Origin of the sequence: Streptomyces sp. NPDC002602, assembly GCF_042889445.1 — a bacterium.
Lineage (GTDB): Bacteria > Actinomycetota > Actinomycetes > Streptomycetales > Streptomycetaceae > Streptomyces.
Map to the genome: position 1 here is coordinate 176,217 of NZ_JBIAQX010000010.1, position 13,963 is coordinate 190,179.

A 13,963-nucleotide genomic window follows, 5' to 3' on the forward strand; every position below is an offset into this window, starting at 1 on the left:
TGGTTCTCGTGATGCTTGTCGTTCTTGTCGTTCTCGAACCGTCGTCGTGTCCCGGTTCATCGCAGCCGTCCGGGCCGATTGACCTCAAGTACCAGTTCGACCGCGTGGGTCGGGGTGTCCAGGCCGCCGGGTGCGGGGAGCGCCTCTTCCAGGACCGCGCCGCCTTCGGTGTGTCGGGACAGCCACTTGGCCAGGCACCGCAGGTGCAGCGCGTTGCCGAGGTCCACCAGGTGCGGCTTGGGGCGGTTCAGCCGGTTCAGGAAGTCGGCGGTGGCCCGCCCGGTGACGGGGCCGCCGACCGGGTGCAGGAAGAGCTGCTCGGGCAGGTCCAGCAGGGCGCGCCAGCGGACCGCGGCCGCGGCCGGCACCGGGTCGGTGCCGAGGTCGGCGCGCAGGGCCCGGACGACGTCGGGCGGCAGCAGCCAACGCCGCCGGCGGAGCACCACGTGGCGGTGGAGCAGCCGGGGGGTGCGCGTCACGAGCCCGCCCGGCGCGGTGACGGCGCGACGGGGCACGAGCGCCCCGAAGTCGACGGCGCCCTCGGGGTGGTCGGCCAGGTGGGCGCCGATGCGGCGCGGCAACAGCACGGGCGCGAGGAACCCCGGGTACAGCACGTCGAGGTGTTCCCCGGTGCTCCGCAGCCGCAGGCGCACCTGGTCGGTCGCCTCGTCGTGGACGAGGTCCAGGTCGCCCTCGCCGATCGAGGCCCGGCCGCGGTCGGGGCCGATCTCGTCCGGGACGAGCAGCGGGTGCAGGTTGGCGTTGAAGCCGCCGACGGGTCGGATCTGCGCGGCGCGGGCGCCGGGGCCCAGCCCGCGGCGGATCTGCCGGGACACCTCGGCGGCGGCGCGCGGATCGAGGGCGTCCAGGAACCGGCTGGTGAACCGGCCCCACCCGCCGTACACGTGGTTCACGCACAGCGGGCCCGGGCCGAGGTCGGCCGGCCGCGGACCCGGCTCCCGCTGGAGGAAGTACGCGTAACCGAGCGGGCGTTCGGCGGTCCAGTCGGGCAGCCGCCCGCCGAGACCGGAGACGAGGTCCGGGGGCAACACGACCGCGTCGTCGGCGGCGGGAGGGCCCTGCGGGGGGTCCGTGACCGCCCGGACGACCTCCGCGCGGAGGTCGGCGAGCGCGCCGGCCCCGGTGGGGAAGGCGGCCCGGTCGCCGGGGGCGAGCGCCGCGAGCCGACCGGCCGCCTCCCAGGCTTCGGCCACCTCGGCCCCGAACTCCCACGGGTGGCGGCAGGTGCCGCCGGATCCGTACCGCGCGACGAAGCGGTCGCGGACGATGCGGCGGAGCAGGTGCCCGAGGTCGAACAGCTCGGCGAGCGCGGTGACCTCGCCGAGCGCCTCGTGGTCGGCGTCGTCGAGGAAGCCGTCGACGGGCAGCGGGTGGGGGGCGACGACGTCCTCGGACAGCACGTTCAGGGGCGCGGACACCGGCGGTACGGGACGTCCCGCGTCGGCCAGGGTCGCCTTCCAGTCCCGGGACAGGTCGTCGAGCAGGGCGGGCCGTTCGGCGGCGGACGCCGCCGCGAAGGCGGCCGTGACCCGGGCGAGTTCGTCGACGAGGTCGGCGCGTGCCGCGTCCTCGGGGTGGGTCGCGCCGAGGGTGCGCAGCCACGCCGAGAGGCGTTCCAGCGGGTCGCCGTCCTGGGGCGCCACCGGGTCGCCCGGCACCAGCAGCCCGGCCTGCCCCAGGCGGTCGAGGAAGGCCGAGGCGGCGGCGGGGCCGTCGTCGCCCGCCCCTTTCAGGGCTTCGGCCAGCCGCTGTGCCAACCCGGCCAGGGGCACCGGGGTCTCGGCGTGCTCGGTGACCAGGTCCAGGGGGCCGCCGTAGGGCAGTTCGACCTCGTCCTCCTCGGCCACCAGGTAACGGCCGCCGGCGAAGGCGGTCCGGTCGCGGGAGAACGCGGCCCGGCCGTCCTTGACCCGGGCGCTGCTGGTGATCCGGTGGGGGAGGGCCGCCCGGCGGTGCGGCGCGGTCAGGAGCGCGAGGGTCAGGGCCGTCGTCAGGGTGCGGTTGACCTTCACGACCGGGTGCAGGGGGTCCGTGAAGAGCGGCGCGGTTCCCCACGCGGTACCGGGCCGATCCGGTGCGGAGCCCGACGAGACGCCCCAGCCGACGGCGGTGAACCAGGACAGCGGGCTCGTCTTGGTACTGGCCCGCAAGGCGTACCGCAGTACGGTGGGTTCCTCCTTGCGCGCCCTGCGGTCGAGCACGCCGGTGCCGGCCCGTTCCACGGCCCGGAGCAGATCGGCGCTGGTGAGGGCGACGGCCTTGCCGAGGGCCGGTTCGCGACACAGGGCGGCCAGGGCGGCGCGCTCACCGGCCAGCGCCTGATCGGCGGCGTCGCCCAACTCGGCCAGCACCGCGCCCCGTCGGGCGCGCAGCGCGAGCCAGGACGCGAGCGGGGGAACCCGGTCCGGTAGGTCTCCGAGGCGTTCCAGCAGGGCGGGCCGGGGCTCGCGACCGTTGTGCAGGGCCCGGCGCAGCGGGAGCACGACGTCGCGGTGGAACTCCGCCGGATGACCGTCCCGGCTGTCGTACAGGGCGTCGCAGAGCGGCCCGGTGATCCGCGGCAACCGCGTGTCGAGCCGGTGCAGGTGGGCGAGCAGGGCACGGAACCGTGCGGCGGGCGGCTGCTGGGCCGGGTGCGCGAGCACGGTGGCGCGGACCAGCGCGTAGGGCGCGGAGCGCACCCGGTAGCCGCCGGCGCCGGTGTCCGTGTCGGTGGCCGGCCGGCGCGGCTGCGACATGACGGTTCCCTCCTGTCGGTGATGACGCGCGGGCCTCCCGCCGTACGCGGTGTGCGCGGCGTACGGCGGGAGGTGTCACGACGTGAGCGGGTGTTCGTGCCCGACGGCTACAGCGTCGGGACCTCGGGTCGCTCCGGCTGGGCGCAGGAGGACGAGCCCTGGCAGGAGCAGGAACCCCATGAGGCCCCGCCCTCGGGCAGTGCCACCGTGTCCCGCATGGAGGTCACGGTGAGGTCGCCGAGGTCGAGGTCGAGGTCGTCGAGTGCGAAGCCGGGGCCGGGGGTGGCTCGGTCCATGGAGGTCTCCTCCGATCGGAAGGGCGACGGTCGACGGGCGAGGGCCGTCGGGTGCGACGGGTCGACGGTCGACGGTCGGGGCGTGCGGCGGTCGGGTGTCCGCCGCGGGTGGCGCGCACCGGTGTGGGTGCGCGCCGCTCGTGAGGTGGTGCGTCGCGTGGTGCGTGGTGCGTGGTGCTCAGGCCCGTGGTGCCGAGGCCGTGGTGCGCCGGCCCGTGATGTGCCGGCCGTCGTGCGAAGGCGTGCGAAGGCGTGCGGAGGTCAGCCCGCGAGTTCGCCCGCGTCCAGCGTCGGCTGGGCGCAGGAGGACGAGCCCTGGCAGGAACAGGAACCCCAGGACGCCCCGCCCTCGGGCAGCGCGACGGTGTCGCGCATGGAGGTGACGGTGAGGTCGCCGAGGTCGAGGTCGAGGTCCTGGAGGGCGAACTCGGGGGTGCGTGCGATGTCGGACATGCGTGTCTCCCGGAAGGTGGAAGTGATAGCCGAATGTGCCGTGACCGAACGCCCGGTCCACGGGACGGTGTCACCCGGCCCCGAGGGTCTCCGGCGTACGTCCGGCCGGGCCCGCAGGCGAGCGATCCTCCGTCCCCTGGGTGAGGACCGCGGTTCGATCTCCTGGATCCGGGCTCCGTCCGGCCGTTGACCGGCCAGGCATCCACGATCATGCACGGTGCTGCAGGACCGCTGGAGGGGAGATGCAGCCAATATCCCGGCCAACGGAAGCCGGTGCTCCGTCCGGTATCGGGCCCTGCTCCGGGGGGAGTTGAAGGTTGCGTCCGCGCAGGCCGCGCACCGGGCCGTCGCCCGTCGCCCGTCGCCCGCGCTACGGGTTCCGTACGTACGCCCCCGCGCGCGCGGCCACCACCGCGGCCGTCGCGGCACGGTCGGCGGCCGCCTCGTCCAGGGGCAGCGTCGTGGTCAGCAGTCTGTAGTAGAGGGGGGCGGACGCGGCGCGGACGACCTCGTGCGCGTCGGTGCCCTCGGGCACCTCGCCCCGGGCCGCGGCCCGCGCGACGCACGGGGCCCACTCCTCGACGCGGACGGCGTAGAAGCCGTGCAGCGCCTCCGCCGCCTTCGCGTCGCACGTCGCCGCCGCGATCACCGCCTTGAACAGGGCGCCCTGCCTCGGATCGGCCAGCGTCCGCGCCACCAGCCGGGTGTTCGCCGTCAGGTCCCCGAGGAGCGAACCCGTCTCCGTACGGGGCACGGACTGCTGCGCCATGTCCGACAGGAGGTCGGTCACGAGGCCGGTGACGGTTCCCCAGCGGCGGTAGACGGTCGTCTTCCCCACCCCGGCGCGGCGCGCCACGTCGGCGAGGTCCAGATGGGAGAAACCCCGCTCGGCCAGGACGTCCCCGGCAGCCCGGAGCACCGCCGCCCGTACGCGCGCGGTGCGACCGCCCGGCCGGGTGGTTCCCGGTTCGACCTCGGCGCCGGCCTCGCTCCCGGTACCTCCGGTCTCCGTACCGGCTTCGGTCCCGACTCCGGTCCCGACTTCGGTCTCACCCTCGGGCTCGCCCTTCGCGAACTCCATAACGGGACTCCTGTTCCATTAATGAGCATGGCTTGTTACGCTGGCCCCATCTTAACGGAACTGCGGACCCATTAGTTCGAGGGTTCGCGGCTGAGGAGGAGATGCGTCATGGAGTACAGGCGGTTGGGTGCGTCCGGGCTTCAGGTGCCGGAGCTGAGTTTCGGTGCGGGGACCTTCGGCGGGCAGGGGCCGCTCTTCGGCGCCTGGGGCAACACGGGCGTCGAGGAGGCGCGCCGCCTCGTGGACATCTGCGTCGACGCCGGCATCACGATGTTCGACACGGCCGACGTCTACTCGGCGGGCGCCTCGGAGGAGGTGCTCGGAGCCGCCCTCAAGGGCCGACGGGAGCAGGTGATCATCTCCACCAAGGCCGGCCTGCCCACGGGCGAGGGCCCGGGTGACGCCGGCACCTCCCGTTCCCGCCTGATCACCTCCGTCGACGACGCCCTGCGCCGCCTCGGCACCGACTACATCGACCTCTTCCAACTGCACGCCTTCGACGCCGGCACCCCCGTCGAGGAGGTGCTGTCCACCCTGGACGACCTGGTCCGGGCCGGGAAGATCCGCTACACCGGTGTCTCCAACTTCTCCGGCTGGCAGACGATGAAGTCCCTCTCCACCGCCGACCGGCACGGCCGCGCGCGTTACGTGGCCCACCAGGTCTACTACTCCCTCATCGGCCGCGACTACGAGTGGGAGCTGATGCCGCTCGGCCTCGACCAGGGACTGGGCGCGATCGTCTGGAGCCCGCTCGGCTGGGGCCGGCTCACCGGCAAGATCCGCCGGGGCCGGCCGCTGCCCGCCGGCAGCAGGCTGCACGACACCGCCGACTACGGTCCGCCGGTCGACGACGAGCACCTGTACCGGGTGGTCGACGTCCTGGACGAGATCGCGGAGGAGACCGGCAAGGCCGTCCCGCAGATCGCCCTGCGGTGGCTGCTCCAGCGGCCGACCGTGTCCTCCGTCATCGTCGGCGCCCGCAACGAGGAACAACTGCGCCAGAACCTCGGCGCCGTGGGGTGGACCCTCACCCCCGACCAGATGGCGAGGCTCGACACGGCGAGCGAGCGCCCGGCCCCCTACCCCCACTTCCCGTACCGGCGGCAGGAGGGCTTCGCCCGCCTCAACCCGCCGGCGGTCTGACGCCCCCGCGCGCGTACGGGCACCGCCGCCCGGGCCGCCTGGGCCCTCTTCGGCCTCCCTGACGCCCCCGCGCGCGTACGGGCACCAGCGGCAGTCCAGAGCCGTACCGACCCGCACTCGGGACGCCCCGCGCGCGTACGGGCACCAGGCCGCGCGTACGGGCCACGCGGCGGCCGGGAGGCGCCGGACGACAGCCCCCACCTCCCGGGCCCCCGCACCTCACGCCCGCCCCTCGCGCCGTGTGTGGTTCGTCGTAACGCCCGCGCGGTCCCGCCCGTCACGCGCGCGCAACACGCGCTTCTTACGGTGAGGGCCGCGGGACGGACCCGCGCACCCCGGTGGCGTCCGGAAGCTCCCGGCGCCACCCGGTGTTCCCGACGGGGGGCTCCTGTGGCCGATGCGGATGCGGCGACCAGCCGGGTACGGACGGTCTGCTCCTACTGCGGTGTCGGCTGCGGAATCGTGTTGGACCTCGCCCGCGGCCCCGACGGACGCCGGACACCGGTGAAGGTCACCGGCGACCGGCGGCACCCCGCGAACTCCGGACGCCTGTGCACCAAGGGCGCCACCCACGTCGACATGACGGCCGCGCCCGGCCGCCTGGAGACCGCGCTGATCCGCCGGGACCGCGGCTGCGAACCCGCCCCCGCCGACGTGGACGCGGCCGTCACCGAGACGGCCCACCGCCTCCGGGAGATCCTCGACGCCCACGGCCCCGACGCACTCGCGCTCTACGTCTCCGGCCAGATGTCCCTGGAGGCCCAGTACCTGGCGAACAAGCTGGCCAAGGGCTTCCTGCGCACCAGCCGGATCGAGTCCAACTCCCGGCTGTGCATGGCGAGCGCCGGCAGCGGCTACAAGTCCTCGCTCGGCGCCGACGGACCGCCGGGCTCGTACGAGGACTTCGAGCACGCCGACGCGTTCCTCGTCATCGGCGCCAACATGGCCGACTGCCACCCCATCCTCTTCCTGCGGATGATGGACCGGGTCAAGGCCGCCGGCGCCCGACTCATCGTCGTCGACCCCCGGCGCACCGCCACCGCCGACAAGGCCGACCTGTTCCTGCAGATCAGGCCGGGCACCGATCTGGCCCTCCTCAACGGCCTGCTGCACCTGCTCGTCGAGAACAACCGGACCGACCCCGAGTTCATCGCCGCCCACACCGAGGGCTGGGAGGCCATGCCCGCCTTCCTGGCGGACTACCCGCCCGACAGGGTCTCCGAGATCACCGGCATTCCCGAGGCGGACATCCGCCTCGCCGCCCGCTGGATCGGCGAGGCGGGGGAGTGGACGAGCTGCTGGACCATGGGCCTGAACCAGTCCACCCACGGCACGTGGAACACCAACGCCCTGGTCAACCTGCACCTGGCCACCGGCGCGATCTGCCGACCCGGCAGCGGCCCCTTCTCCCTCACCGGCCAGCCCAACGCCATGGGCGGCCGCGAGATGGGCTACATGGGGCCGGGCCTGCCCGGGCAACGCTCCGTACTGGTCGACGAGGAAAGGGAGTTCACCGAGGACCTGTGGGGCGTGCCGCGCGGCACCCTGCGCACCGACGTCGGGCGCGGCACCGTGGAGATGTTCGAGGAGATGGCCGCCGGCGCGGTCAAGGCGTGCTGGATCATCTGCACCAACCCGGTCGCCTCGGTCGCCAACCGCGGCACGGTCATCAAAGCCCTGGAGACCGCCGAACTGGTCATCACCCAGGACGTGTTCGCGGAGACCGAGACGAACGCCTACGCCGACATCGCGCTCCCCGCCACCCTGTGGTCGGAGTCGGACGGGGTGATGATCAACTCCGAGCGCAACCTCACCCTGGTCCCGGGGGCCGCCGACCCGCCCGGTCAGGCCGTCCCCGACTGGCGGTTGATCGCCCGGGTGGCCTGCGAGATGGGATTCGCCGACGCGTTCACGTACACCTGCGCCGAGGAGGTGTTCGAGGAGCTGCGGCAGGCCTGGAACCCCCGGACCGGCTGGGACCTGCGCGGCGTCACCTACGAACGGCTGCGCTCCACCCCCGTGCAGTGGCCGGCCGCGCCCGGCGGCCCCGACCGGAACCCGATCCGCTACCTCAACGACGGCGTCAGCCAGACCCTGGTCGAGCGCCCGGACGGCACCCGCCCCCGTCTGGTGTTCCCGACCGACAGCGGGCGGGCCGTCTTCCACGCCCGCCCACACCTGCCCGCCGCCGAACTACCCGACGATGACTACCCGTTCGTCCTCAACACCGGGCGCCTCCAGCACCAGTGGCACACCCTGACCAAGACGGGCCGGGTCGCCAGGCTGAACAAGCTCAACCCCGGGCCGTTCGTCGAGATCCACCCGCGGGACGCGACCTCCCTCGGCATCACCGCCGGCGACGCCGTGGAGGTGGCCTCCCGCCGGGGCCGGGCGGTGCTGCCCGCCGTCGTCACCGACCGGGTCAGGCCGGGGAACTGCTTCGCCCCCTTCCACTGGAACGACCTGTTCGGCGAGTACCTCGGCGTGAACGCCGTCACGAACGACGCCGTCGACCCGATCTCCTTCCAACCCGAGTTCAAGGCCTGCGCGGTGACACTGACCAAGACCCGGGCCCCGCTGCCCGCCACGCCCCCGGCCCCGTCCGGTGCCGCCGAGACGACCACCCCGCAGGCCGCCTCCGTACCCGTCCCCGCCCTGGCGGCGCTGTGCGGCCCCGGCGGCCTCGCGCCCCCGGTCCTCGCCGACCACGAGCGCCGCTACCTGTCCGGCTTCCTCACCGGACTCGCCGCCGCACCGCCCGACGCGGGCGTGCCCACGCTCCCCCCGGACGCCCCGTTCGAGGCCGCGCACGCGCTCTGGATCGACGGCGTCCTCGCCGGGACGTACTCCCGCGGACCGGCGTCGCCGCCCGAGCCGCCCTCGGGACCACCCGCGCCCCCCGAGACCGCACCGGGCGGGGCGCCGGCCCCGTCCGTCACCGACACCCCGGCCCGTCGGATCGTGGTCCTGTGGGCCTCCCAGACGGGCAACGCCGAGGACCTCGCCACCACCATCGGCGACGGACTCGCCGCGGACGGCCACCCGGCGGCCGTGCACGACATGGCGGACCGCACGCCGCTCTCCCTGACCCCCGGCACCGACCTGCTGGTCGTCACCAGCACGTTCGGCGACGGCGACGCCCCCGACAACGGGGCCGGGTTCTGGGAGGCGCTCGGCGACCTTGCCGCCCCCGCGTTCCAGGACGTCCGGTACGCCGTACTGGCCCTCGGCGATTCCCAGTACGACGCCTTCTGCGGCCACGGCCGCCGGCTCGACCGGCGCCTCGACGAACTCGGTGCCGTACGCCTGCTGCCCCGGGTGGACTGCGAGCCCGACTACGAGGAACCGGCCCGTCAGTGGCTGGAGCGGGTCCGCGCCGCCCTGACCGCCGCCCCGCACCCGACGGCCGGCCCCGAGCCCGCACCTGCCCCCGTGTCCCCCACCCCCGTGTCCCCGACCCCCGTGTCCCCGACCTCCGCGTCCCCGGCCGCTCCGGGCCCCGCCCGCAAGGACGCCCCGCACCTCGCCCGGCTGTCCGGCAACCGGCTGCTGAGCCTGCCCGGCGCCGCCAAGGAGATCCGCCGGTTCACCTTCGACCTGGGCGAGGACGGCCCCGCGTACGAGGCGGGCGACGCCCTCGGGGTCCAGCCCGTCAACTGCCCCGACCTGGTGACGCAATGGCTGGCGACCACCGGCCTGTCCCCGGACGCCGAGGTCGCCGTCGACGGCCACGACCCGATGCCGTTCGTCGAGGCGCTCCACCGGCACCTGGACATCACGCGCGTCACCACCGACCTGCTGCGCCTCGTCACCGAACAGACCGGCGACCGCACCCTGAAGCACCTGACGCGCCCCGACAACAAGGACGGCCTCGCCCGCTGGACCTGGGGCCGACAGCCCGTCGACGTCCTGACCGAGTACCCGGTCCGACTCGGCGCCCAGGAGTGGGTCGACCGCCTCAAACCGCTCCGCCCCCGCCTCTACTCGATCTCCTCCAGCCCCCTCGTCGACCCGCGCGAGGTCAGCCTGACCGTATCCGTCCTGCGCTACGAGGGACCGCGCGGCCACCGGCGCAAGGGCGTCGCCTCCGGCTTCCTCGCGGACGCCGAACCGGGCACACCCGTACCGCTGTTCGTCCGGCGCTCGGCGAACTTCCGGCCGCCCGCGAACCCGGACACCCCGGCCGTCATGGTCGGCCCCGGCACCGGCATCGCACCGTTCATGGGCTTCCTCGAACACCGCCGCGCCCTCGGCCACCCGGGCGCCAACTGGCTGTTCTTCGGCGAACAGCGCCGCGCCACCGACTTCTCGTACCGTGCCGAGTTGGAGGAACTCCATCGGCACGGCACCCTCAGCCGCCTCGACCTCGCCTTCTCCCGCGACCAGCGGACCAAGGTGTACGTCCAGGACCGCATGCGCGAGCACGGCGCTCAACTCTGGTCCTGGCTCCGGGACGGAGCCCACTTCTACGTGTGCGGCGACGCGAGCCGCATGGCCAAGGACGTGGACCGGGCCCTGCGCGACGTGGCCGTGACCCACGGCGGCCTGAGCGCCGACGAGGCGACCGCCTACCTGAAGCAGCTCGCCGCGGACAGGCGCTACGCCCGCGACGTCTACTGAGCCGACCGGGCAGCCGACCGGCCGCTCGGGCGTGTCATCATCGAGCGGATCTCGGAAGGGGAGCCGGATGAAGGAGCGCGGCGAGCTGTCCGCGTGCGCGATCGCCCGCGAGGTCAACGCCGGTCGGCTGTCCGCGCGCGAGGCGACGGAGGACGCCCTCGCCCGGATCGCCCGCGACGACACCGGGCTACGGGCCTTCACCGCACTGTGGCCGCGCGAGGCCGCCGAGCACGCGGCGGCCGTCGACCGCCGGGTACGGGAGGGCCACCGGCTTCCGCTGGCCGGGGTGCCCCTGGGGGTCAAGGGCACCGAGGGGCCCGGCTCGCTCCAGACCGCCCGCCTGATCGCCGCGGGCTGCGTACCCGTGGGCGCCACCTCCACCCCCGGCCCGGGCACCCGCTGGCAGACCTGGGGCGCAACCGATCGCGGCGTGACCCTCAACCCCCTCGACCCGCGGTGGAGTCCGGGCGGCTCCAGCGCGGGATCGGCCGTCGCGGTCGCCGCCGGGATGGTGCCCCTGGCCACGGGAAGCGACGGGGCGGGATCCGTGCGCATCCCGGCGGCCTGGTGCGCGGTCATCGGCCTCAAGCCCACCAACGGCCTCGTGCCCGCCCGCGACCGCGCCGGCCTGAACATCGCCGGCCCGCTGGCCCGCCACGCGGCGGACGCCGCCGTGTACCTGGACGCGCTCACCGGGACGAGCACCGCGTCCCGTGCCCTCGCGGCCCCCGCGCGCCCCCTGCGCACGGCGTGGTCCCCGGACCTGGGATTCGCCGCGACCCGGCCCGACATCGCGGAACGCGCCCGTACCTTCCTCCACGACCTGTCCCGCGCCGGGGCGACCGAGCCCGTCGACGTACCGGTGCTCCTCGTCGATCCCGCCGCGTGCTGGCGGAGCCTGCGCGGACACACCCCGGCGGACGCGGAACGCGTCGCGCGGACCCGGGCCGCGCTCGCTCACGCCCTCGACCGCGTCTTCGCGGAGGTCGACCTCCTGGCGACCCCCACCACCCCCAACGCCCCCCACGGTCACGACGGCCCGGGCGACACCCTGAGCGTGGCGCTGACCTGGGCTTTCAACATCAGCGGTCATCCCGCCATCAGCATCCCCGCCGGCCTCACCGCCGACGGCGAACCCGTGGGACTCCACCTGGTGGGCCGCCGCGGCCGAGAGGCGGACCTCCTCTCCGTCGCCGCCGCGGCCGAGAACCCGGCGCGCCCGAGGGCCTTCCGACGAAGCAGGTGACCGACACCGACGCCTTCGGCACTCCCCCCGAGCGCCTGCCCGAACCCGGCCTGTCGGCGCGACCTCTCACGGCCTGCGGAAGGACTCCGCGTAGATGTGCCGGATGAGGTCGGTGTCGATGTCCGGGGTGGGATCGTTGTCGAGATTGCCGCTGATCCCGTCGACGAACGTGTCGATGTCGCGTGCGGTGAACCCCCAGTCCTCCAGTCCGGTCGCCAGCCCCGCCGTGTCCAGCACGCCGGACACGGCCTGGTGGATGTCGTGCCGGCCCAGGGCCTCGGCGACGTCGGCGAGACCGTCCTCGGCGTGCGGTTGGACGGTGCGCAGCCAGGCCGGGTAGAGCAGGGCCAGGCCCCTGCCGTGCGGTACGTCGATCCGCCGGACCGCGCCCATCGCCTGCTGGAGGCGGTGCGGCAGACAGGTGCTCGCGCAGGCGACGTTGACGCCGCCGAGCAGCGCGGCGTGGGCCATCGCCTCCCGGGTCCGCGGGCCGGCGTTCCCGGCGGCGACCAGGGGCAGGTGGTCGTGGATCAGCGCGATGGCGTGCCGCGCGTGGGACCGGCTCTCGTCGGTCGCGCGGGCCGCCACGTAGCCCTCGATGGCGTGGGCGAGCGCGTCGAAGGCGGTCTCGACGGCGACCGCGACCGGGAGGGGCGCGGTCAGGTCCGGGTCCACGACGGCGACCTTGGGGAAGACGTCGTCGCCGCGGATGCCGGACTTGAAGCCCCGGACGACGTCGGTGACGATCGCCCCCTTGGTGACCTCGGACCCGCTGCCGGCCGTCGTCGGCACGGCGATGACGGGGAGCGCGGACGGTGAGGCGTCGAGCGTCTCGCCGATGATCTCGCGCACGGTGTCGTACGGGCCGGCCACGGCCACGGCCTTGGCCGCGTCGATGGCGCTGCCGCCGCCGAGGCCGATCACGACGTCGCAGGACCGCGACCTCGCCAGCGCGACTGCCTCGTCGATCTCGTCGGACCGCGGGTTGGCGCTGATCCTGTCGAAGACGGTCACCGACAGGCCCGCCCGGCGCAGCGAATCCGCCGCCCGGTCCAGGAAGCCGTGTCGGCGCATCGCGGTGCGCCCGCACACGATCAGCGCGTGCCCGCCCCACTGGGCCGAGAGCGCGCCGACCCGGTCCAGGGTGCCGCTCCCGAAGACCACGTGGGTGGGTACGGGGAACTCAAGCCGCATGGTCACCGACTCCCTTCTTGTGGTTGTCCTCGAGTGCCTCGAAGACGGCGCAGGTGCCGTCCGCGAGGTAGTGCAGTGCGGAGCCGCCGCCGGTGGACCGGGGGCCGGTCCAGGGAAGCTCCGCGACGGTGTCGCCGCCGAGCAGCAGGGTGTGCGGATCGCCGGGCGCACGGGCACCCAACACCGCTGCCGCGGCACGGTGGTTGCCCTCGGCGTGTCTGCCGGGGGTGCCGGCCACCAGGACCCGGCCGGCCTCCCGGACCGCGTCCACCGCCCACCCCTCCAGGTCGAAGTCGACGATGGCCCAGCCGTCCGGGACACCCGCCTCGACGTCCACGGTCCGGGTCGCGCCGCCGGGGCCGGCGATCAGGACCGTACGGGGCAGGTGGATGCGGGCCCGGCGCCGGCCGCCGAGCACGGTGCGTGCCGCGGTGGCACAGCGCTCGGCATCGGTGCCCAGCTCGGAGGCGCCGATGGCGTGACCACCGACCGCCAGCAGGGTGTTGAGCACCACCCCGCCGGGGATCACCACGTCGTACGTGCGCGTCAGGCTCTCCAGCCCCACCACCGTCTTCTCCGGTTTGACGCCGCCCAGCACGGCCACCGAACCGGCCGGCCCGCCACCGGCCGCCCCGCCACCGGCCGCCCACGGCCGCAGCAGCTCGGTCTCGCGCAGGAGGCTGGAGGCCGCGTAGCCCGGGAGGAAGTCGAGGATGCCGACGTTGGAGGCGTGGCGGCGGTGTGCCTTGGAGAATCCGCCGACCGCCACCCGGTCGCCCAGGCGGGCGAGCGCGGCGGCAAGTTCGCGGTCGCCGCGTTCCTCGCCCGCCTCCAGCCGGACGTTGCCGAACAGTGCGATCTCCCCGTCGCGCAGCTCCTCGGCCCAGCGCCGGGCCTGCCGCGAGGAGCACTCCGGTAGATAGCGGACCTCCCGGCCCAGGCGCCGGCCGAGGTACCCGGCCAGATGGTCCAGGTGCCGGGCCGTGCCGTCCTTCGCGCTGCCCTGGTGGCTGAGGAGCGCGACCCGGGCGCCCGCCGCGGCCAGGCCGCGCAGGTCGTCCAGTTCGGTGTCGATCCGGCCGGTGTCGGTCAGTGCGGGGCCGACGTTGAACCCGGCGGAGTAGACCCAGCGCTCCCCGGGCACGACGGGATGATCGCGCAGCAGCCGCAT

General features: G+C 74.6%; 9 protein-coding genes. 3 read left to right on the plus strand and 6 right to left on the minus strand.

From position 1 onward, the window contains the following. Positions 1–56: 56 nt before the first annotated feature. The 4 genes from ACFYW3_RS25060 to ACFYW3_RS25075 form a co-directional block, all read right to left on the minus strand. On the minus strand, positions 57–2,759 hold the full coding sequence (locus ACFYW3_RS25060; protein WP_389387389.1) for a lantibiotic dehydratase: 2,703 nt from the start codon (positions 2,757–2,759) through the stop codon (positions 57–59). A gap of 107 nt (positions 2,760–2,866) precedes the next feature. Beyond that, positions 2,867–3,055, minus strand: coding sequence for a thiazolylpeptide-type bacteriocin (locus ACFYW3_RS25065; protein ID WP_267799757.1), 189 nt, complete (start codon positions 3,053–3,055; stop codon positions 2,867–2,869). Between the two features lie 261 nt (positions 3,056–3,316). Next, complete coding sequence (locus ACFYW3_RS25070; protein ID WP_053684594.1) at positions 3,317–3,508, minus strand: thiazolylpeptide-type bacteriocin; 192 nt, start codon at positions 3,506–3,508, stop codon at positions 3,317–3,319. Positions 3,509–3,878: 370 nt separating this feature from the next. Next, on the minus strand, positions 3,879–4,589 hold the full coding sequence (locus ACFYW3_RS25075; RefSeq protein ID WP_389387390.1) for a TetR/AcrR family transcriptional regulator: 711 nt from the start codon (positions 4,587–4,589) through the stop codon (positions 3,879–3,881). Between the two features lie 108 nt (positions 4,590–4,697). On the opposite strand from ACFYW3_RS25075, the gene ACFYW3_RS25080 reads away from it, so the two are divergent. From ACFYW3_RS25080 to ACFYW3_RS25090, 3 genes are all read left to right on the plus strand, one after another. After that, positions 4,698–5,732 carry an aldo/keto reductase gene (locus ACFYW3_RS25080; RefSeq protein ID WP_389387391.1) on the plus strand — a complete coding sequence of 345 codons (1,035 nt, stop codon included), beginning with the start codon at positions 4,698–4,700 and terminating at the stop codon, positions 5,730–5,732. A gap of 390 nt (positions 5,733–6,122) precedes the next feature. Beyond that, a complete protein-coding gene (locus ACFYW3_RS25085; protein WP_389387392.1) occupies positions 6,123–10,352 on the plus strand; it encodes a molybdopterin-dependent oxidoreductase in 4,230 nt (1,409 codons plus the stop codon). 67 nt (positions 10,353–10,419) lie between these two features. Then, the gene (locus ACFYW3_RS25090; protein ID WP_351382531.1) at positions 10,420–11,598 is read left to right on the plus strand and encodes an amidase; all 1,179 of its coding nucleotides are present in this window, start codon (positions 10,420–10,422) and stop codon (positions 11,596–11,598) included. 66 nt (positions 11,599–11,664) lie between these two features. Here ACFYW3_RS25090 and ACFYW3_RS25095 read toward each other — a convergent pair whose 3' ends face one another. Together ACFYW3_RS25095 and pgk are read right to left on the minus strand one after the other, a co-directional pair. Continuing rightward, positions 11,665–12,792 carry an iron-containing alcohol dehydrogenase gene (locus tag ACFYW3_RS25095; RefSeq protein ID WP_351760263.1) on the minus strand — a complete coding sequence of 376 codons (1,128 nt, stop codon included), beginning with the start codon at positions 12,790–12,792 and terminating at the stop codon, positions 11,665–11,667. Next, the gene (pgk, locus tag ACFYW3_RS25100) at positions 12,782–13,963 is read right to left on the minus strand and encodes a phosphoglycerate kinase (protein ID WP_389387429.1); all 1,182 of its coding nucleotides are present in this window, start codon (positions 13,961–13,963) and stop codon (positions 12,782–12,784) included. Before pgk ends, ACFYW3_RS25095 begins: the two co-directional genes overlap by 11 nt.